Below are 19764 nucleotides of genomic sequence, written 5' to 3'. Positions count from 1 at the left end.
CGAAACGTCCTGAACAGGCGCCTCCTTCGGCAAGCGTCCACAGATCTGACCGCCTCGCCTCCGACGGGTATCGCGAACCGCCAACGTTCTGCGCATGGACACCGCTATCGCCCGACACATGGCGCGCCTGCACGGCGTCGCCCATATTCAGGACTTGCTCGCGGCCGGCTTCCATCGACGGCAGATCGCCGCGATGAAGAATCAGGGCGAGCTGATCCGGCCGAGGATCGGCTGGTACCTCTCACCCGACTGCTCGGAGGACGTGATCCGAGCGATCCGCATCGGCGGGATGCTCGGATGCTGTTCCGCGGCGGCGACCTACGGACTCCCGGTGCCCAACAGCACCGCGCTGCACGTCGCCGTCGATCCGAGTGCCTCGCGGCTGCGGTCGAGCCGAGACTCGACGCAGCACCCGAAGGCGGGCGCCGAACGCGGCGTGATCCTGCACTGGCGAGACCGGGCGGTGCCTCATCAGCGTTTCCGGGTCGGCATCGTCGACACCCTCCATCAGATGCTGACGTGTGTCTCGCTGGAGTGGGCGGTGGCGGCGATCGATGCCGCCCGTCGCCCGGCGGATGACGGAATCCCGCTCCTCGGCGAGGTGGGCGTTCAGCGGCTCGTCGAAGTCGGCGGCGAGCAGGGCCGACAGGCGGTAGGACTCAGCGTCTCGGTGGCTGAGAGTCCGCTCGAGACTTTCGCACGGCTTCGTCTCTCCGGCATCGTCGATGATCTGCGACTGCAGGTGCCCATCGGGCCATACCGGGTGGACCTCCTCGTCGATGGGCGCCTGGTCATCGAGTGCGATGGCAGACAGCACGGCACGGAGGCGCAGTTCGCCTCCGACCGGGCACGCGACGCGTTCTTCGTCGCTGCCGGCTATACCGTGCTGCGCTTCACCTACGCGCAGATCGTCGACGGGTGGGACTCGGTGGTGCTGCCCGCCATCCTCAGAGCATTGGCCGCGAACCGGCTGACCCAGCCCCGGAGGTAAGCACACCCGGTGCGGTGGGCCTCACCTGTGTGCACGGATCAGGAGTTCTGATCCAAAACAGGGCAACTCGCACACGGATCAGGAGTGTTCCAAGAACTTCTCCTGATCCGTGCACGAACTCCTGATCCGTGCACCCACGAGTGGCGGTGCCAGGGGTGGGGTCAGCGGCTGAGTTCCTCGGCGACCAGGAAGGCGAGCTCGAGAGACTGCATGTGGTTGAGGCGCGGGTCGCAGAGCGACTCGTAGCGGGTCGCGAGGGTGGCCTCGTCGATGTGCTCGGATCCGCCGAGGCACTCGGTGACGTCGTCGCCCGTGAGCTCGACGTGGATGCCGCCCGGGTGGGTTCCCGCCGCGCGGTGCGACTCGAAGAAGCCCTTGACCTCGTCGACGATGTCGTCGAACCGGCGCGTCTTGTAGCCGGTCGGGGTCGTCACGCCGTTGCCGTGCATCGGGTCGGTGACCCAGAGCGGCGTCGCGTCGAGCGTCTTGATGTGCTCGAGCAGCGGGGGCAGGGCGTCGCGGATCTTGCCCGCCCCCATCCGCGTGATGAAAGTCAGTCGACCCGGCTCGCGCTCGGGGTCGAGCTTGTCGATGAGACGCTCCATGGTCTCGGGCGTCGTCGACGGTCCGAGCTTCACCCCGATGGGGTTGCGGATGCGCGAGAAGTAGTCGACATGCGCCCCGTCGAGGTCGCGCGTGCGCTCGCCGATCCAGAGGAAGTGCGCCGACGTCGCGACGGGCGTGCCGTTGCGCGAGTCGATGCGGGTGAGAGGACGCTCGTAGTCCATCAGCAGGCCCTCGTGGCCCGTGTAGAACTCGACGCGCTTCAGCTCGTCGAAGTCGGCGCCGGCGGCCTCCATGAAGCGGATGGCGCGGTCGATCTCCTTCGCGAGCCCCTCGTACATCGCGTTCGCGGGGTTGCGCGCGAACCCGTTGTTCCAGCTGTGCACCTCTTTGAGACTCGCGAACCCGCCCTGCGTGAACGCGCGCACGAGGTTCAGCGTCGACGCGGCCGTGTGGTAGCCCTGCACGAGCCGGCGCGGGTCGGCCTCCCGGCTGTCGGGGGTGAAGTCGTACCCGTTCACGATGTCGCCGCGGTACGCGGGCAGGGTGACGTCGCCGCGGGTCTCGGAGTCGCTCGACCTCGGCTTCGCGAACTGGCCCGCCATCCGGCCCATCTTCACGACCGGCATGGAGGCGCCGTAGGTGAGCACGACGGCCATCTGCAGGATCGTCTTCACCCGCGCGCGGATCTGGTCGGCGGTCGCCCCGGCGAAGGTCTCGGCGCAGTCTCCGCCCTGCAGCAGGAACGCCTCACCGCGCGCCGCCTTCGCGAGGCGGTCGCGCAGCTGGTCGACCTCGCCCGCGAACACCAGCGGGGGCAGCACCGCGAGCTCGGCGGACGCTGCGGCGACCGCCGCGCTGTCGGGCCAGGTCGGCTGCTGCTTGATCTCGAGGGTCCGCCAATAGTCGAGGCCGGCCAGGACATCGGGGCTGGCGGACACGACGGTCTCGGTGGGATCGACCACGAGTTACTTCCTCAGATGACGGTGGAACGGGACGAAGGGGAACCGGTCAGCGCGTTGCGGGAACGCGCGTGTCCTTTACCGAAGACGCATAGACGTCGACGTATTCCTGACCGCTCAGCCGGGCGAGCTCGTGCATGATCTCGTCGGTGATGGAGCGGAGGATGAAGCGGTCGCCTTCGAGACCCGCGAAACGTGAGAAATCTAGTGGTTCGCCGATGACGATGCCAATCCGGCGCACCTTCGGAAGGCGGGTGCCGACGGGCATCGCCTTCTCGGTGTCGATCATGGCGACGGGCACGACGGGCACGTGCCCTTCGACGATCATCCGCGCGATGCCGGTGCGGCCGCGGTAGAGCCGTCCGTCGAGACTGCGGGTGCCCTCGGGGTAGATGCCGAGCAGTTCACCGCGTCGCAGCACCGCGAGACCGCTGTTGAGCGCCGCCTCCGACGCCTTGCCGCCGGAACGGTCGATGGGCAGCTGACCGGTGGCGAGCATGAAGGAGCGCACCGCCCACCCCTTGATGCCCTTGCCGCGGAAGTACTCGGCCTTCGCGAGGAACGAGATGCGGCGGTCGAGTTCGAGCGGCAGCATCACCGAGTCGATGAAGGAGAGGTGGTTGCTCGCGAGGATCGCGGCGCCCTTCTTGGGCACGTTCTCGCGACCGGTGACCCAGGGCCTGAACGTCCGACGCAGGAACGGACCGACGACGATCGCTTTGAGGACCCAATAGAACGCCCTCATCTGCCCCTCCTCCGCTTCCCGCCAACCGGCCTCGCCAGGACTGCCCGCTCGAAGCAGTGGCAGTCCAGCACAACACTAGGCGACGCAGCGCCGGACGACCGACGCGACGGAGCCGCTCAGCCGTGCGCCGAGAACGCCGTCGGGTCGCCCGCCGACGGGAAGTGGTGGCGGGCGAGGTCGGCTGCGCCGACGACTCCCGCGTCGTTCACGAGTTCCGCGATGCGGAACTCGGGCTCCGGGTGATAGCCGCGAGCGGGCAGATTCTCGAAGAACGCGGCCCGGATCGGCTCGAGCATGAGCTCCCCCGCCTGGGCTACGCCACCGCCGAAGACGAACATCTGCGGGTCGAGCACGGCGGCGAGGCTCGCGCACGCCTCACCGAGGTGTCGGCCGAGCCGGCGCAGCGCGGCGAGAGCGCCGGCGTCGCCCGCCTGCAGCAGTGTGCTCACCTGGTCACCGGTGAGCACCCCCGTCTCAGCGCGGGCTTCGGCGAGGGGCAGCCCGATGCCGCCGGCGTCGGCGACCTCGTTCGCCATCCGCAGCAGGGCGCGGCCGGATCCGTACTGTTCGATGCAGCCGCGGGCGCCGCAGCCGCACGGCAGGCCGCCGGGAACGAGCCGCAGGTGTCCGAGTTCGGCGGCCGCGCCGAACCCGCCCCGGAAGAGCGTGTCGTCGTGCACGATGGCACCGCCGACGCCGGTGCCGATGGTGAGCATCACCATGTCGCTGACGAGGCGGGCCGCGCCGAACCGGAATTCAGCCCACCCGGCGGCGTTCGCGTCGTTCTCGATCACGATCGGCAACCCGAGACGGGTCTCGAGCTTCTCGCGCATTGGCTCGTGCCGCCATGGCAGGTTGGGCGTGTAGTAGACCACCGATTGGGCGGCGTCGATGAAGCCGGGGATCGCGACTCCGACCGCGGCGACGCGATCGCCGATCGCCGCCGCTTCCGCGTCGAGCTGCTTCACCATCTCGACGACCGAGTCCTCCAGCAGCGCCGAGTCCCCCGCCGGCGTGGCGACGCGACGTTCGGCGACGATGGTCCCCAGCTCGTCGACGAGGGCGCCGGCGATCTTCGTTCCACCGATGTCGAGACCGATTGAATGCACGCGATGAGCCTATCCCTGCGGGATTCACGATCCTCGCCCCCATAGAATGAGCGGCACCACCGGTACCGAAGGAGCTGCCGTGAAGCAGATCGACGCCCCCGCCGTCACCCAGGCCACCCCCGACGACAACGCAACAGACCTCCTGCTCGAGCGCGTCGCGGCGACACCCGACGCCCCGCTGTTCGCGTTGCAGCGCGGAGACGAATGGGTCGACGTCACGGCCCGCGACTTCCTCGACCAGGTGCGCGCCCTCGCCAAGGGGTTCATCGCCGCCGGCGTCGAGCCGGGCGATCGCATCGGCCTCATGGCGAAGACCCGGTACGAGTGGACACTCATCGACTTCGCCGCCTGGTTCGCCGGAGCGATCCTCGTCCCCGTCTACGAGACGTCGTCACCGCACCAGATCCTGTGGAACCTCAACGACGGCGGCGCGACCGCGGTCATCGTCGAGGGTCCCGAGCACTTCGCGAAGTTCGACGAGGTTCACCCCGACCTCCCCGCCGTCCGCAATGTCTGGCAGATCGAGCGCGGCGACCTGACGAAGCTGGTCGCCGGCGGCGCCGAGGTGACCGACGAGCTGCTCGAAGAACGCCGTTCCCGCGCCGTCGAGAGCGACATCGCCACGATCATCTACACCTCGGGCACCACCGGGCGCCCCAAGGGCTGCGTGCTCACCCACGCCAACTTCGTCGAGCTGTGCCGCAACACGCAGGCGGCGATCCCCGAACTCATCCAGCCGGGCCAGTCGACCCTCCTCTTCATCCCCACCGCGCACATCTTCGCCCGCTTCATCGCGGTGCTGTGCACGTTCGGCGGTGTGAAAGTCGGCCACCAGCCCGACACCACGAAGCTGGTGCCGTCGCTCGGCTCGTTCCGGCCGACGTTCCTGCTCGCCGTCCCGCGCGTGTTCGAGAAGGTCTACAACTCGGCCGAGCAGAAGGCCGAGGCGGGCGGCAAGGGCAAGATCTTCCGTCGCGCCGCCGACGTCGCGATCGCCCATTCGAAGGCGCTCGACGCCGGACACGTGCCCTTCGGGCTCAAGGTGCAGTTCGCCCTGTTCGACCGGCTCGTCTACAGCAAGCTGAAGACCACCCTCGGTGGTCGGGTGCGCTTCGCGGTGTCGGGTTCGGCTCCGCTCGGAACCCGCCTCGGACACTTCTACCGCAGCCTCGGGATCATGATCCTCGAGGGTTACGGCCTCACCGAGACCACGGCGCCGATGACGGTGAACCGGCCGAGCAAGTACAAGATCGGCACCGTCGGCCCCGCCCTGCCGGGAGTCTCGATCCGCATCGCCGACGACGGCGAGATCGAGACGAAGGGCGTCAACCTCTTCAGCGAGTACTGGCAGAACGAGGAGGCGACGGCCGAGGCGTTCAACGACGGCTGGTTCAAGACGGGCGACATCGGCGAGTTCGACTCCGACGGCTACCTGCGCATCACCGGACGCAAGAAGGAACTGATCGTCACGGCCGGCGGCAAGAACGTGTCGCCCGCCGCCCTCGAGGACCCGCTGCGCGCCAACCCGGTCGTCGGACAGGTGGTCGTGGTCGGCGATCAGAAGCCGTTCATCTCGGCCCTGATCACCCTCGACACCGAGATGCTGCCCACCTGGCTGAAGAACAACGGGCACGACGAGACGATGAGCCTCGAGCAGGCCTCCCGCGACGAGGCGGTCCTCGCCGAGGTGCAGCGCGCCGTCGATCACGCGAACTCGCACGTCTCCCGCGCCGAGTCGATCCGCAAGTTCGTCATCATCCCCGTGGAGTTCACGGAGGCGAGCGGTCACCTGACCCCGAAGCTGAGCATCAAGCGCAACGTGATCCTCACCGACTTCGCCGAGGTCATCGAGGGCATCTACTCCCCCGACGCCCCGACGAAGACGGAGGGCATCTCCCTGGTCCACTGACCGACGCTACTGCCCCCGCGGTTCACTGGCCGATCGGGAGCCTGTCCTCGGCGCGAGGCGGGTTCTCGATGAGCGCGAGCGCCTCCTCGCGACTCACGTTCTCGGGGAAGTTGACGTGGCCGAAACGGCCGGTCGGGTCGTTCGAAGTCGTCGGCATCGCGATGCTCGAGCCGCGCACGACCTCCGCGAGGAGAGTCGCGACGGGGGCGGGAATCGTCTTGTCGCGCACGTCGCGCAACGTGAAGACGAGGTTCGGTCCTGAGCCCGCTCCGGCGACGAGCACCACCGTCCGGCGGCCGCGGTTCAGCCCGTCCACCCGCAGCTTCGCCCAGTCGAAGTCGGCGAAGGCGAAGACCCGATCCCCGAACCGGACCTGCTGTGATGCCCGATTCACCCACGGTTGCGGGTGGCGACGCATGAGGACCAGGGTGACGACGCCGAATGTTCCTCCGAAGAGCACGATGACGGCGGCGACCGCACCGAGGATCCCGCCGACGTCCCAGCCGAACCGCACCCCGAGTTGGATCGGCAGCATCGTCGCGAACACGGACGCCATCGTGGACAGGCCCGCCCAGCCGGTGGACCAGCGGTACCGCCCGAGCCGCTCCCACCCCTGGTCGGTGGCGACGTCGGTGTCCGCGGGCATGCACACGACTGTGTCGACGCCACCTGAAAGGTGACTGAACCTCGACGCTGCCTGTCCGGTCGTCGAGTAGGCGCGCCAGCGCCGTATCGAGACGGCTCGAGTAGCGAGGAACGAGCGTGTCGAGAGCACGGCCACAAGCTCGACGCTATGGTCTCGATGCGCTCCGCTTACTCGACCCGTTTCGATACGCTCCTTCGTCGCTACTCAACGACCGGGGTAGAGCCCGCTCGTTGAGCGAAGCGATACGAAGGCCACGACTCCCCACCCGGTCGTCGAGTAGACGGCTCGAGTAGCGAGGAACGAGCGTATCGAGAGCGCAGTTCCGAACCTCGCCGCTGTGATCTCGGTCCGCTCCTTCGTCGCTACTCGACGACCGGAGGGCTAAGGGCGTCAGAACCAGGGGGATTCGCGGATGACGCGCATCGCGTCGCGCCGGTTCTCCTTGTCGAGGCGGTCGAGGTACAGCTTGCCGTCGAGGTGGTCGGTCTCGTGCTGCAGCGCCTGAGCCATGATGCCGTCGCCCTCGACCTCGACCTCGTTGCCGTCGAGGTCGGTGCCCCGCGCCTTCGCATGCGGGTAGCGCAGCACCGGATACCAGAGGTCCGGCACCGACAGGCAGCCCTCGTCGACCAACGCCGGCTCACCGCTCAGCTCGACGATCTCCGGGTTGATCAGGTAGCCGATCCGCCCGTCGACGTTGTAGCTGAACACCCGCAGGCCGACGCCGATCTGGTTCGCGGCGACACCCGCGCGCCCCGGCACGGTCACCGAATCGACCAGGTCCTCGACGAGACCGCGGACACGGTCGTCGATGACGCCGACCGGCTCGCAGACGGTCTTCAGCACCGGATCTCCGAAGATCCGGATGGGCCGCTCAGGCACCGCGGCGGACGGGCAACCCGTCGACGACCAGCGCGGCGAGCTGCCGTGCGGCGTCCTTGGTGACGGGCTTCAGATCCTTGTACGACACGACCGAACCGGCGGCGAGGATCGGGTCGTACGGGATGCGGACGATGTCGCGGACGCGGGACTTGAAGTGCGACTCGATCTCGTCGAGCTTCACCAGGTTCGTGCCCTGCGTCGCCGTGTTGAGCGCGACGATCGCGTTCTTCACGAGGTCGCTGTAGCCGTTGGCCTCGAGCCAGGTGAGCGTCTCGGACGCGAGCCGCGCCTCGTCGACGCTGCCGCCCGACACGATGACCACCGAGTCGGCCCGCTGCAGCGTCGCGCGCATGACGGAGTGCACGATGCCGGTGCCGCAGTCGGTGAGCATGATCGAGTAGAAGCGAGCGGCGAGGTCGGCGACCACGTTGTAGTCGTCCTCGTCGAACGCCTCGCTGAGCAGCGGGTCGGTGTCGGAGGCGATGATGTCGAGGCGGGTCTCGTCGCGCGAGACGAGGCTGCTGAAATCGGTGAAGCCGTTGATGCTCGCCGCACGGTGCACGACGTCGCGCACCGTGGCGCGGGTCTGCTTGTTGACCCGCTCCGAGAGGGTGCCGCGGTCGGGGTTCGCGTCGACCGCGACGATCCGGTCCTCGCGGGTGGTCGCGAGCGCCATGCCGAGCAGGGTGGTGATCGTGGTCTTGCCGACGCCGCCCTTGCGGGTGAGCACCGGCACGAAGCGGGTGCCGCCCTCGAACTGCTTGTCGATGCGGGCGTTCAGCTCCTTGCGGGCGCGCTCCGCCGGCGAGTCGCCGAGGTTCACACCGTGGAAGGTGACCCCGTAGACGAACTTGTTCCAGCGGCCGGTCGGCGCCTGACGCTTCTTCTTCGACTCGTCGATCAGACGGTCGGCGGTGAGCATCGCGGACGACTCGGGGCCTTCGCCGTGCTCGCCGCGGAGGCGGTCGCGCCGGGTGAGCCCGGTGCCGCCTGCGGGGGTCGCCGGCTCGACGCGCGGCGCCTCGCCCGTGTAGGCCAGCGAGGGCACCTCACCGGTGTTGTACCGGTCGGCGCGGCGTGCGTAGTCACCCGTCGCGGTGCGCGGGATCTCGCCCGTCGCGTACCGGGACAGCTCGGCCGATGACCAGCGCGGGAACTCCCCCGTCGTGCCGGGGACGTGACCGCCGAGGACGGCGTCGTACGCGCTGCCGGTGCGACCGCGGGTCAACCCGGTGTCGCCGGTGGGGTTCGGATCGATCGACACGGCGGGCAGCGTCACCTCGCCGGTCAGCTCTCCGGGCACCGCGGACGGCGCGATGGCGACGTCGTCGATGCGCACCGCCGCCTCGTCCTCGGGCAGCTCCTTCTTCGCGACGGGCGGCAGGTCGATGTGGATCGACAGGCTCTCCGGCAGGCTCGACGCGAGGCGGTCGCCCGACTCCTCGAGGAGCTCGCCGTTGAACTCCTGCTCCGACGCGCCGTCGACGGACTCGTCCGTGACACCCCCGGAACCGAGCACCTGGGCAGATTCCTCAGGCGACTTGCGCTTACTCATGAGCACAGCCTTTCCCACCCGTTCTCTCGCAAACTCCGATGATTTTACGTGAAGCCTACGAGACGGTGCCGCGAGCGCCCGGAGGCGCACCGCACCGTATCGCCGAGTATCGCTAGGTGATGTCGACGATCAGGTCTCCGGCCTCCACCTGCTGGGTCGCGGCGATGGCGACGCGACCGACCGTCCCCGCCACCGGGGAGGTGATAGCGGCCTCCATCTTCATCGCCTCGATCGTGGCGACCGCCTGGCCGGCCGCGACCGCCTCCCCCGCCGTCACCTTGACGGAGACGACGCCGGAGAACGGTGCCGCGATGTTGCCCGGCTTCGAGGGGTCGGCCTTCTCGGCCGACTTGATCTCGACGTCGATGGACCGGTCGCGCACGGCGATGGGACGCATCTGGCCGTTGAGGGTCGTCATGACGCTGCGCAGGCCCCGCTCGTCGGGTTCGCTGATTGCTTCGAGTCCGACGAACAGCTTCACGCCGCGTTCGATGCCGACCGTGTGCTCGAGCCCGCTCTGCAGGCCGTACAGGTAGTCGGCGGTGTCGAGCACCGAGACGTCGCCGTACTGCTCGCGCACCTGCTCGAAGCTCTTGGTCGGAGCGGGGAAGAGCAGCCGGTTGAGGGCGGCGCGGCGGGTCTCGCTGTCGGCGTCGAGCGCGGCGGTGTCCTCGGCGGAGAGGTCTTCGACCTCGATGTCCACCGTGCGGCCCTCGAGCACCTTCGACCGGAACGGCTCGGGCCATCCGCCCGGCAGGTCTCCGAGCTCGCCGGCCATGAAACCGACGACGGAGTCGGGGATGTCGAAGCCCTGCGGGTTGCGTTCGAACTCGTCGGGGTCGGCGCCGACCGCGGCGAGGTGCAGCGCGAGGTCGCCGACGACTTTCGACGAGGGCGTCACCTTCGGGATGCGTCCGAGGATGCGGTTCGCCGACGCGTACAGGTCCTCGATGAGCTCGAAGCGGTCGGCGAGGCCGAGCGCGATGGCCTGCTGACGCAGGTTCGAGAGCTGACCGCCGGGGATCTCGTGGTGGTACACGCGTCCCGTCGGCCCGGGCAGTCCCGACTCGAACGGCTTGTAGAGGGCGCGGACCGCCTCCCAGTACGGCTCGAAGTCGGAGACCGCCTGCAGCGACAGGCCGGTGTCGCGGTCGGTGTGGGCGAGCGCGGCGACGAGCGCGGACGCGGACACCTGCGAGGTGGTGCCCGCCATGGCGGCGCTCGCGACGTCGACCGCGTCGACTCCGGCCGCGCTGGCGGCGAGCAGCGTGGCGAGCTGACCACCCGCGGTGTCGTGGGTGTGCAGGTGCACGGGCAGGTCGAAGCGCTCCCGCAACGCGGCGACGAGCTTCGCCGCCGCGAACGGCCGCAGGAGACCCGCCATGTCCTTGATCGCGAGGATGTGCGCCCCGGCGTCGACGATCTTGTCGGCGAGCCCCAGGTAGTAGTCGACGGTGTAGAGGTCCTCGGCGGGGTCGAGCAGGTCGCCGGTGTAGCAGAGCGCCACCTCGGCGACACCGGTTCCGGTCGCCCGGACGGCATCGATCGCGGGGCGCATCTGCTCGACGTCGTTGAGGGCGTCGAAGATGCGGAAGATGTCCACACCGGTTGACGCCGCTTCGGCGACGAACGCGTCGGTCACCTTGGTCGGATACGGCGTGTAGCCGACGGTGTTGCGGCCGCGCAGCAGCATCTGGATGGCGACGTTCGGCAGGGCCTCGCGGAGGCCCGCGAGGCGCTCCCACGGGTCCTCGCCGAGGAAGCGCAGCGCGACGTCGTAGGTCGCACCGCCCCACGCCTCGACCGAGAGCAGCTCGGGGGTGAGGCGCGCGACGTACGGCGCCACGGCGACCAGGTCGCGGGTGCGCACTCGGGTGGCGAGCAGCGACTGGTGGGCGTCGCGGAAGGTGGTGTCGGTCACCGCCAGAGCGGTCTGCGCGCGCAGCTGCGCCGCGAACCCCTCGGGGCCGAGCTCGAGCAGACGCTGACGGGAGCCGGCGGGTGCCGGCTCGCTCAGGTCGGCGGCGGGGAGCTTGTCCGCGGGACGCGCACCGGCGGGGCGCGGGCCGTTCGGCTGGTTGACGGTGACGTCGGCGAGCCAGGACAGGATCTTCGTGCCGCGGTCCTTCGACGGCTGGGCGTGGACCAGCTCGGGACGCTCGTCGATGAACGAGGTGGCGAGGTCGCCGGTGGCGAACACCGGGTCGTCGAGCACCGCCTGCAGGAACGGGATGTTGGTCGTCACGCCGCGGATGCGGAACTCCGCGAGCGCACGACGGGTGCGCGACACGGCGGAGGTGAAGTCGCGGCCGCGGCAGATCAGCTTCACGAGCATCGAGTCGAAGTGCGGGCTGACCTGCGCGCCCGCGGCGACGGTACCGCCGTCGAGACGCACGCCGGCGCCGCCGGGCGACCGGTACGTGGTGATCTTGCCGGTGTCGGGTCGGAAGCCCTGCGACGGGTCCTCGGTCGTGATGCGGCACTGGAGCGCGGTGCCGCGGAGGGTGATGTCCTCCTGGCGCAGCCCGAGGTCGGTGAGGGACTCGCCCGCCGCGATGCGCATCTGCGCCTGCACGAGGTCGACGTCGGTGACCTCCTCGGTCACGGTGTGCTCGACCTGGATGCGCGGGTTCATCTCGATGAAGACGTGCTCGCCGGCGCGCTCGCCCGCGGTGTCGACGAGGAACTCGACGGTGCCCGCGTTGACGTAGCCGACCGACTTCGCGAAGGCGATCGCGTCGCGGTGCAGGGCCTGACGCAGCTCATCGCTGATGTTCGGGGCGGGCGCGATCTCGACGACCTTCTGGTGGCGCCGCTGGATGGAGCAGTCGCGCTCGAAGAGGTGGATCGTGTCGCCGGTCGCGTCGGCGAGCACCTGCACCTCGATGTGCCGGGGACGGACGACCGCCTGCTCGAGGAACATGGTGGGGTCGCCGAATGCGCTGTCGGCCTCGCGCATGGCGGCCTCGAGGGCCTCCTTGAGCTGCGAGCGGTCGTCGACACGGCGCATGCCGCGCCCACCGCCGCCCGCGACGGCCTTCGCGAAGATGGGGAAGCCGATCTCGTCGGCGGCGGCGAGCAGCTCGTCGACGTCGCGGCTCGGCTTCGAGGACTTCAGCACGGGCACCTTCGCCGCGAGCGCCTGCTCCTTGGCCGTCACCTTGTTGCCCGCCGAGCGCAGCACCGACGCCGGGGGGCCGATGAAGGTGATTCCGGCAGCCGCGGCGGCCTCGGCGAGGTCGGGGTTCTCGCTGAGGAACCCGTAGCCGGGGTAGATCGCGTCGGCGCCGGACTCCTTCGCGACCCGGATGATCTCGTCGACGTCGAGGTAGGCGCGCACCGGGTGCCCGATCTCACCGATCTGGTACGCCTCGTCGGCCTTCAGACGGTGCATCGAGTTGCGGTCCTCGTACGGGAACACGGCAACCGTCTTCGCGCCGAGCTCGTAAGCGGCACGGAAAGCGCGGATCGCGATCTCGCCTCGGTTGGCGACCAGGATCTTCGTGAACACTGCAGCCCTTCTACAAGAACGAAGGGCGCGCTCGTCGATCGACTCGTCTGCGCCGCGCCCGTCCGACGTTTAGGTTCTCACAGACTACTGGCGGTAACCTTGTGCCTGTGCATGTCCTGAGCGTCAGCTCCCTTAAGGGAGGAGTCGGCAAGACAACTGTGACCCTCGGACTCGCGTCCGCGGCCTTCGCCAAGGGTCTCAGCACTCTCGTCGTCGATCTCGATCCCCAGTCCGATGTGTCGACCGGCATGGACATCCAAGTGCAGGGGCACTTGAACGTCGCCGACGTCCTGACCTCGCCGAAGGAGAAGGTCGTCCGCGCCGCCATCGCGCCGAGCGGGTGGACCCGCGGCCGCTCCGGCAAGGTCGACGTGATGGTCGGCAGCCCGTCCGCCATCAACTTCGACGGACCGCACCCCAGCATCCGCGACATCTGGAAACTCGAAGAGGCCCTCGCGTCGGTCGAGCAGGACTACGAGCTCGTGCTGATCGACTGCGCGCCCTCGCTCAACGCCCTGACCCGCACCGCGTGGGCGGCGAGCGACCGTGTCGCCGTCGTCACCGAACCGGGTCTGTTCTCCGTGGCCGCCGCCGACCGCGCGCTGCGCGCGATCGAGGAGATCCGCCGCGGACTGTCGCCGCGTCTGCAGCCGCTCGGCATCATCGTCAACCGGGCGCGCGTGCAGTCGCTCGAGCACCAGTTCCGCATCAAGGAGCTGCGCGACATGTTCGGTCCGCTCGTGCTCTCGCCGCAGCTGCCCGAGCGCACGTCGCTGCAGCAGGCGCAGGGTGCGGCGAAGCCGTTGCACATCTGGCCGGGCGAGAGCGCCCAGGAGATGGCGGGCATGTTCGACCAGCTCCTCGAGCGGGTCATGCGCACCGGTCGCGTCGGCGAGTACGCCGAACTCACGGCGAAGGCGACTCGCTCCTAGCACCGCCGCCGTCAGTCGACGGTTGCGAAGGCCCGCACCGGGAAGGTGCCGAACGCCTCGAACTTGGGCGGCACCGCGGTGAAGCGCGCCCCCGTCGACGGCACCTCTGACAGCTTCGTGAGGTGCTCCACGATGGGGATGTCGGCCGCGAGCAGCACGCTGTGCGCGGGCCTCTCCCCCGCGGCGTCCGCCGTCATGTCGTCGATGTTGATCGAATCGATACCGACGAGCGTCACCCCCTGGTCGACGAGGTGGGCGGCGCCCGCGCGGGTCAGGAAGGGCGCCGGTGATGAATACGTCTCGGTGCCGAAGTGCCGATCCCAGCCGGTGTGCAGCAGGACGGCCGCTCCGCGCAGATCGCGCCCGTCGAACATCTCCGGAGTGATGCCGCGCTCCGCGTGGACATCGACGTGAATGACCTCGGCGCGGAGGTCGACGACCCGCGCGAGCGGGAGCCCGGCGAGGTCGTGACCGTCGCCGTACCGGTGGAACGGGGTGTCGAGGTAGGTGCCCGTGTTGGCGACCATCCGCACGATGGGGATCTCGAATTCGGTCCCCTCGGCGTAGACCGATCGGGACTGCTCGCGCCCGAGGTGCAGCGACACGGTCGGCGCCGGCATCCCGGGCATCGTCACGAGTCCATCGCGAAGAGTGTGGCTGAGGTCGATGTAGCGGGGCATGTGCCCATACTTCCAGCCGACGACGGTCATCGCCGTCGTCTTCCCGCCAGCCCGTCCCTGATCAGAAGGCGCGGCCCGATCAGGAGGCGTCGCTGCGGCGAAGGATCGACCTCAGCCGGCGGCGCGGGCGGCGCGACGAGCGGCGAGCTCGTCGGCGGGATCCGAGGACTGCGTGTCGAGCTCGACGAGGCTGCTCTCGACCTCGCGGAGGACCTTGCCGACGGCGATGCCGAAGACGCCCTGCCCGCGGCTGACGAGGTCGATGACCTCGTCGTTCGAGGTGCAGAGGTAGACGCTCGCCCCATCGCTCATCAGCGTGGTCTGGGCGAGGTCGTTGACCCCGGCTTCGCGGAGCTGGTTCACGGCGGTGCGGATCTGCTGCAGCGAGATGCCGGTGTCGAGCAGTCGCTTGACGAGCTTGAGGACCAGGATGTCGCGGAAGCCGTAGAGGCGCTGGGATCCGGAGCCGGCGGCGCCGCGGACGGTGGGCTCGACGAGGCGGGTGCGGGCCCAGTAGTCGAGCTGGCGGTAGCTGATGCCGGCAGCGCGAGCGGCGACGGCCCCGCGGTAGCCCTCGTTGGCGTCGAGATCAGGGAGCCCGTCGGTGAAAAGCAGCCCGAGGTCGTAGCGATCTTCGCTACGGCTGATTTCACTCATAGGGGGCTGCCTTCCTGGCTGCGGTGGTGTCTTGTGCGACTCCTCTACGGTAGCGAGAGGAGGTGCCCCGAACAACGACATCCGCATTCGGGCCTCGGCGTGTCGCGCTCGGGGCGCGGATTCTCAGCCGCTCAGCTTCGAGAGCCCCGCCCGGATGAGACTGGCTCGCACGACGTCGAGCTGGGCCGACAGATCGAACGCGAGCTCGACCCCTCTGGCCCGGCTTCCGGGCTCTCGTCGGCGCAGCACGGGCTGCACCGCCGTCTCGATGAGCCCCGCCTCGCGGTCGGCCGCCGAGCGCAGCGCACGCAGGTGACGCGGTTCGATACCGTAACGGCGCAGCTCGGTGAGGGCCTTCAGCACCGCGAGCGACTCGTCGCCGTGGAGGTCGGCCGCCGGAAGCAGCGATGCGCTCACGGCTTCGTCGAGCAACGCGGCGGTGGCGCCCGCCTCGGTGAGCAGCTCGTCGCGGGTGTACCGACGCTCCTCGGCGAGCATCGACTGGTCGTCGGCGTTCGCGCGTCCCGGCCACGACGGGGAGCGGCCCGCGTCGAGGTCGGCGAGGTAGCTGCGGATCACCTTGAGCGGCAGGTACTGGTCGCGCTGCAGGGTGAGGATGAGCTTCAGCCGCTCGAGGTCGCGGGCGGAGAACTTGCGGTAGCCGGACTCGGTACGGGCGGGCGACAGCAGCCGCTCGTCTTCGAGGAACCGGACCTTCGACGAGGTCAGGTCGGGGAAGTCGGGCTTCAGCTTCGCGAGCAGCTGGCCGATGTTGAGCAGCTGCGGCGCCGGGGCACGGTCGTCTCGCGCTGCCCTCAGGTCGCGGGCGGGAAGAGCGGACACGGTCAGTGCGCCGCGGTGTAGGCGAGGTCGTGACGCGACGCGTAGAAGGTCAACCGGAACTTGCCGACCTGCACCTCGGCGCCGTCGGAGAGCAGCGCGGTGTCGATGCGGACGCCGTCGTAGTAGGTGCCGTTCAGCGAACCGAGGTCTTTGACCTCGAACGCGGTGCCGTGCCGCACGAACTGCGCGTGCTTGCGCGAGACGGTGACGTCGTCGAGGAAGATGTCGGCGCTCGGGTGCCGACCCGCGGTCGTCACGTCGGCGTCGAGCAGGAATCGGGCACCGCTGTTGGGTCCGCGACGCACCACGAGGAGAGCCGACCCGGACGGGAGCGCGGCGATCGCCGCCTGCTCCTCGGCGCCGGAGCGCTGCTCGAGTGAGGCCACCTCGGCGATGAAGTCGTCCCCGAACGACGCCGTGGTGTCGGCGTTCGCATGCGACCTGCTCGCGCCGGGCTGCCCGCGACGGATCCCTCCGTCGTCTGCCCGTTCATTCGACATAGCGTCCTCCTCAGCCGTCCACATTATCCGAAACGGGTCGAGACTCGCCCGCTTTCTCGGCGACCACTCTGGCGGTCTGCAGGGCATACACGATGCCCGCCCACCAGTAGAGGAACGCCCCCCATAGCGCGAACGCCCAGGCTAGCGGTTCCGCGAAGGGCTGCAGGACGGGGAAGGCCTGACCGAGCACGATGAGCGGGAGCGCGTAGAAGAGGCAGAAGGTGGCGACCTTGCCGAGGTGGTGCACCGGCAGCGGGCCGTAGCCGTGATTCGCGAGCACGACGCCGAGGACGACGAGCAGCACGTCGCGACCGATGATCACGGCGACGAGCCACCACGGGACGACCTCGCGGATCGCGAGCCCCAGCACGGTGGCGATGATGTACAGCCGGTCGGCGGCGGGGTCGAGCAGCTGACCGAGCCGGGTGACCTGTCCGAGCTTGCGGGCGAGCCATCCGTCGAGGAAGTCGGTGACGCTCGAGAAGACGAGCACGAGCAGCGCGGCGACGTCCTGCTCGCCGAGCAGCAGGATCAGGAAGACGGGGACGAGCGCCAGGCGCACGAAGCTCAGCAGGTTGGGCAGCGTGACGACCTGCGAGCTCGGCTCGCCGGGGGGTGCCGCCTCCCCATCGCGCGCGTCGCTGCTCATCGCCACCGAGTCTATCCAGGGGCGGGTGCCTATCCAGGGCGGGTGCCCCTCCGAGGCGGGTTCATCCAGGGCGGGTGCCCATCCGAGGCGGGTTCGTCCAGGGCGGGGGTCCGTCCGGGGCGGGTTCATTCAGGGACGGGCGGGCGCCCGTCCGGAGCCTCAGCTCGCGTCGAGCAGCGCGAGGAGGCGACCGGGGCCCATGATTCGGGCGCCGCGTCGCTCCGCCTCGGCGGCGAGCGCACGATCGGCGGTCACGAGGACGGCGTCGGGCGCCGGTTCGCCGCCGAGGTAGTCGAGGATCGCGCTGTCGCCGTCGTCGTGCGCGCGTTCGATCACGACATCGGGGGTGGCGGGGTCGGCGGCGCGGGCTTCGCCTTCGAGCACCAGCCGGATCTGCGGCCACCAGTGCTCGAGCGGCAACCCCAGCTCGGTGGCCGGGACTCCGACGCCGGCGAGCCGCTGGAGGGCCTCGGCGAGCCTCGTCGCGGCGGCCGCCCGGTCCTTCCACCATCCGTCGGGCCGACTGCCGACGACGTTCGCTCCGTCGACCAGCAGCACGGGTCTCGCCTCGAGCGCCGGGCGTAGCCGCGGCCACGCCTCGGCGAAGCCGGGGTGCAGCGGAAGGCCCGCGACCGCGTGCGGCGGGACCCAGGCGAGTGCCGCACTCTCGGCGTCGCCGATGACGGGATCGAATACGCTGCGGATGGTTGCGGCGACCGTGGTGTAGCTCCAGGGCCCGAGGTCCAGTCGACTGGTGAAGCGCAGGCGCAGACCCTCGGAGGGGACCCCCGCCTCCTCTCCTGACTCGCGGATCGCGCCGGCGATGGCCGACTCGTCCTCGTGCCGCGCACCGCCCGGAAGACCCCAGGTGTCGCCGAAGTGGCTGTAGCCGGCGCGGTGCTGCAAAAGGATCCCCGCGGGCGACGACAGCAGGAGCCCCGCCGCGCCGAACCGCCCCCAGAAGCGGCGTCCGTCGGGCAGCTCGACCCACTCGTCGCCGGAGCCGAGGGGACGCCGCGGCAGCACACCGGGTTCGGCGGTGACCGACTCGAAGTCCGCGTTCATGCCGTTCCTCCCCGCTCGTCCCGCCGCTGCTCGGCGCGACCTGTCTAGTCTTCCAGCATGGAACCGACCTCGGTGCGCGTCGACAGCTGGCTCTGGGCGGTGCGACTGGTGAAGACCAGGGCGGCCGCCACCGCGGCCTGCCGGGCCGGTCATGTCACGCTGCGCGGAGAGCGGGCGAAAGCGGCGGCACCGGTGCGCGTCGGCGACGAGGTGCGCATCCGGGTCGCCGGCCGGGAACGCGTCGTGATCGCGCGGCGCCTGCTGATCAAGCGGGTGAGCGCGGTCGTCGCCGCCGAGTGCCTCACCGATCTGACGCCGCCCGAGCCGCCGCGCGTCGAGGCCCCCGCGGTCGTCGCGAGGGATCGCGGGGCGGGGCGCCCCACGAAGCGCGAGCGGCGGGACCTCGACCGGTTGCGGGGGCGCTGACTACTCCCCCACAAGGCCGGTTCAGAGCGAGCGCTCGTCGGGCCCCACGTATTCGCTGAGCGGACGGATGAGCGCGTTGGCCTCGAGCTGCTCCATGATGTGCGCCGTCCAGCCGATGACGCGGGCGGCGACGAAGAGCGGGGTGAACAGCTCCGTCTCGAAGCCCATCAGCGCGTAGGCCGGCCCGCTCGGGTAGTCGAGGTTCGGCTTGATCTGCTTCCGCTCCTGCATGCCGGCCTCGAGCCGGTCGTACAGGGCGGCGACATCGGGGCGATCGTAGTGATCGACGAGGGTGTCGAGAGCCGCCTTCATGGTCGGCACCCGGCTGTCGCCGTGCTTGTAGACGCGGTGGCCGAACCCCATGATCTTGCGCTTCGCGCCGAGCGCACCGTCGAGCCACTCATCGACGCCGTCGGCGTCGCCGATCTCCTCGAAGGTGTGCATGACGGCTTCGTTCGCGCCGCCGTGCAGGGGGCCCTTCAGCGCACCGATGGCTCCGGTCACGGCCGAGTAGAGGTCGGCGAGCGTCGAGGTGATGACACGGGCCGCGAACGTCGACGCGTTGAAGGAGTGCTCGGCGTACAGCACCATCGACACGCGGAAGGCGTCGATGACGATGGGCTCGGGAAGCTCGCCGAAGGTCATCCAGAGGAAGTTCGAGGAGTAGTCGAGGTCGTCTCTCGGCGCGACCGGCTCGAGCCCGCGGCGGCGGCGCTGCAGCAGGGCGACGATCGTCGGGATCTTCGCGAGCAGCGCGACGGACCGGCGCTCGTTGAGAGCCCTGTCCAGGTCGCCGTCGCCGCCGAGGGTCTCGTCGAGCGCCCCGATCGCGCTGACGGCGGTGCGCAGCAGGTCCATGGGATGCGCGGTGTCGGGGAGGGCGTCGAGCACGGTGAGCACGTGCGGGTCGAGCGTGCGGTCGGAGCGTTCGAGCGCCTCAAACCCGGCGAGCTCGTCGGAACTCGGCAGCTCGCCGTGCCACAGCAGCCAGGCGACCTCCTCGAGCGAGGAGCGGGCGGCGAGCTGCTGCACCGGATAGCCCCGGTAGAGCAGCGAGTTCGTGTCGGGGTTGACCTTGGAGATCGCCGTCGTGTCGACGACGACGCCCGCCAGTCCTTTACGGATCTCGGTCATCTCT

Annotated in this window: 18 protein-coding genes; 4 read left to right on the top strand and 14 right to left on the bottom strand. The window is 69.7% G+C overall.

Annotation, left to right across the window (positions count from 1 at the left end; all coding sequences use genetic code 11):
* The first annotated feature begins 94 nt into the window (after positions 1-94).
* Positions 95-991, top strand: coding sequence for a type IV toxin-antitoxin system AbiEi family antitoxin domain-containing protein (locus NGH83_RS05845; RefSeq protein WP_251858124.1), 897 nt, complete (start codon positions 95-97; stop codon positions 989-991).
* 161 nt (positions 992-1152) lie between these two features.
* On the opposite strand, the gene NGH83_RS05840 is transcribed toward NGH83_RS05845, so the two are convergent.
* From NGH83_RS05840 to NGH83_RS05830, 3 genes are all read right to left on the bottom strand, one after another.
* Positions 1153-2520: a class II 3-deoxy-7-phosphoheptulonate synthase gene (locus NGH83_RS05840; RefSeq protein ID WP_251858123.1), complete on the bottom strand. Its 1368-nt coding sequence runs from the start codon at positions 2518-2520 to the stop codon at positions 1153-1155.
* A gap of 46 nt (positions 2521-2566) precedes the next feature.
* Positions 2567-3262 (bottom strand): 1-acyl-sn-glycerol-3-phosphate acyltransferase, encoded by a 696-nt coding sequence (locus tag NGH83_RS05835; protein ID WP_251858122.1) that lies wholly within the window; start codon positions 3260-3262, stop codon positions 2567-2569.
* A 116-nt stretch (positions 3263-3378) separates the two neighbouring features.
* Positions 3379-4371, bottom strand: coding sequence for an ROK family glucokinase (locus NGH83_RS05830; protein WP_251858121.1), 993 nt, complete (start codon positions 4369-4371; stop codon positions 3379-3381).
* Positions 4372-4450: 79 nt separating this feature from the next.
* Here NGH83_RS05830 and NGH83_RS05825 point away from each other — a divergent pair, with 79 nt between their 5' ends.
* Positions 4451-6280, top strand: coding sequence for a long-chain fatty acid--CoA ligase (locus tag NGH83_RS05825; RefSeq protein ID WP_251858120.1), 1830 nt, complete (start codon positions 4451-4453; stop codon positions 6278-6280).
* A gap of 22 nt (positions 6281-6302) precedes the next feature.
* Here NGH83_RS05825 and NGH83_RS05820 read toward each other — a convergent pair whose 3' ends face one another.
* From NGH83_RS05820 to NGH83_RS05805, 4 genes are all read right to left on the bottom strand, one after another.
* Positions 6303-6926: a hypothetical protein gene (locus NGH83_RS05820; protein WP_251858119.1), complete on the bottom strand. Its 624-nt coding sequence runs from the start codon at positions 6924-6926 to the stop codon at positions 6303-6305.
* 390 nt (positions 6927-7316) lie between these two features.
* Positions 7317-7808, bottom strand: a complete 492-nt coding sequence (gene def, locus NGH83_RS05815) for a peptide deformylase (RefSeq protein ID WP_251858118.1) — start codon at positions 7806-7808, stop codon at positions 7317-7319.
* Positions 7801-9363 carry a MinD/ParA family protein gene (locus NGH83_RS05810; RefSeq protein WP_251858117.1) on the bottom strand — a complete coding sequence of 521 codons (1563 nt, stop codon included), beginning with the start codon at positions 9361-9363 and terminating at the stop codon, positions 7801-7803. Before NGH83_RS05810 ends, def begins: the two co-directional genes overlap by 8 nt.
* Before the next feature lie 112 nt (positions 9364-9475).
* On the bottom strand, positions 9476-12874 hold the full coding sequence (locus tag NGH83_RS05805; RefSeq protein ID WP_251858116.1) for a pyruvate carboxylase: 3399 nt from the start codon (positions 12872-12874) through the stop codon (positions 9476-9478).
* A gap of 107 nt (positions 12875-12981) precedes the next feature.
* On the opposite strand from NGH83_RS05805, the gene NGH83_RS05800 reads away from it, so the two are divergent.
* On the top strand, positions 12982-13806 hold the full coding sequence (locus NGH83_RS05800; protein ID WP_251858115.1) for a ParA family protein: 825 nt from the start codon (positions 12982-12984) through the stop codon (positions 13804-13806).
* Between the two features lie 11 nt (positions 13807-13817).
* On the opposite strand, the gene NGH83_RS05795 is transcribed toward NGH83_RS05800, so the two are convergent.
* The 6 genes from NGH83_RS05795 to NGH83_RS05770 all read right to left on the bottom strand — a co-directional run bounded on the left by NGH83_RS05795 (position 13818) and on the right by NGH83_RS05770 (position 18200).
* Entirely contained in the window at positions 13818-14516 is a 699-nt protein-coding gene (locus tag NGH83_RS05795; RefSeq protein WP_251858114.1) for a cyclase family protein, read from the bottom strand.
* Between the two features lie 81 nt (positions 14517-14597).
* Complete coding sequence (locus NGH83_RS05790) at positions 14598-15143, bottom strand: MerR family transcriptional regulator (RefSeq protein WP_251858113.1); 546 nt, start codon at positions 15141-15143, stop codon at positions 14598-14600.
* A 123-nt stretch (positions 15144-15266) separates the two neighbouring features.
* On the bottom strand, positions 15267-15986 hold the full coding sequence (locus NGH83_RS05785) for a MerR family transcriptional regulator (RefSeq protein WP_251858112.1): 720 nt from the start codon (positions 15984-15986) through the stop codon (positions 15267-15269).
* A 2-nt stretch (positions 15987-15988) separates the two neighbouring features.
* Positions 15989-16486 (bottom strand): FHA domain-containing protein, encoded by a 498-nt coding sequence (locus tag NGH83_RS05780; protein ID WP_251858111.1) that lies wholly within the window; start codon positions 16484-16486, stop codon positions 15989-15991.
* A gap of 10 nt (positions 16487-16496) precedes the next feature.
* A complete protein-coding gene (locus tag NGH83_RS05775) occupies positions 16497-17135 on the bottom strand; it encodes a CDP-alcohol phosphatidyltransferase family protein (protein WP_251858110.1) in 639 nt (212 codons plus the stop codon).
* 159 nt (positions 17136-17294) lie between these two features.
* Complete coding sequence (locus NGH83_RS05770) at positions 17295-18200, bottom strand: NUDIX domain-containing protein (protein WP_251858109.1); 906 nt, start codon at positions 18198-18200, stop codon at positions 17295-17297.
* Between the two features lie 57 nt (positions 18201-18257).
* Between NGH83_RS05770 and NGH83_RS05765 the strand changes: the two genes are divergently transcribed.
* Positions 18258-18626 (top strand): RNA-binding S4 domain-containing protein, encoded by a 369-nt coding sequence (locus NGH83_RS05765; protein WP_251858108.1) that lies wholly within the window; start codon positions 18258-18260, stop codon positions 18624-18626.
* A 21-nt stretch (positions 18627-18647) separates the two neighbouring features.
* Here NGH83_RS05765 and NGH83_RS05760 read toward each other — a convergent pair whose 3' ends face one another.
* The gene (locus NGH83_RS05760; protein ID WP_251858107.1) at positions 18648-19760 is read right to left on the bottom strand and encodes a bifunctional 2-methylcitrate synthase/citrate synthase; all 1113 of its coding nucleotides are present in this window, start codon (positions 19758-19760) and stop codon (positions 18648-18650) included.
* Positions 19761-19764: the final 4 nt, after the last annotated feature.

The sequence above is a fragment of the Herbiconiux sp. L3-i23 genome, assembly GCF_023734115.1.
Classification (GTDB): Bacteria; Actinomycetota; Actinomycetes; order Actinomycetales; family Microbacteriaceae; genus Naasia.
The sequence above is the reverse complement of the archived record's forward strand: the minus strand, read 5'-3'. Positions and strand labels throughout refer to the sequence as shown.

Coding starts and splice junctions, on each gene's coding strand:
- NGH83_RS05760 (WP_251858107.1), bottom strand. CDS start 19,760: ATGACCGAGATCCGTAAAGGACTGGCGGGCGTCGTCGTCGACACGACG.
- NGH83_RS05835 (WP_251858122.1), bottom strand. CDS start 3,262: ATGAGGGCGTTCTATTGGGTCCTCAAAGCGATCGTCGTCGGTCCGTTC.
- NGH83_RS05775 (WP_251858110.1), bottom strand. CDS start 17,135: ATGAGCAGCGACGCGCGCGATGGGGAGGCGGCACCCCCCGGCGAGCCG.
- NGH83_RS05770 (WP_251858109.1), bottom strand. CDS start 18,200: ATGAACGCGGACTTCGAGTCGGTCACCGCCGAACCCGGTGTGCTGCCG.
- NGH83_RS05810 (WP_251858117.1), bottom strand. CDS start 9,363: ATGAGTAAGCGCAAGTCGCCTGAGGAATCTGCCCAGGTGCTCGGTTCC.
- NGH83_RS05765 (WP_251858108.1), top strand. CDS start 18,258: ATGGAACCGACCTCGGTGCGCGTCGACAGCTGGCTCTGGGCGGTGCGA.
- NGH83_RS05780 (WP_251858111.1), bottom strand. CDS start 16,486: ATGTCGAATGAACGGGCAGACGACGGAGGGATCCGTCGCGGGCAGCCC.
- NGH83_RS05790 (WP_251858113.1), bottom strand. CDS start 15,143: ATGAGTGAAATCAGCCGTAGCGAAGATCGCTACGACCTCGGGCTGCTT.
- NGH83_RS05845 (WP_251858124.1), top strand. CDS start 95: ATGGACACCGCTATCGCCCGACACATGGCGCGCCTGCACGGCGTCGCC.
- NGH83_RS05820 (WP_251858119.1), bottom strand. CDS start 6,926: ATGCCCGCGGACACCGACGTCGCCACCGACCAGGGGTGGGAGCGGCTC.
- NGH83_RS05795 (WP_251858114.1), bottom strand. CDS start 14,516: ATGACCGTCGTCGGCTGGAAGTATGGGCACATGCCCCGCTACATCGAC.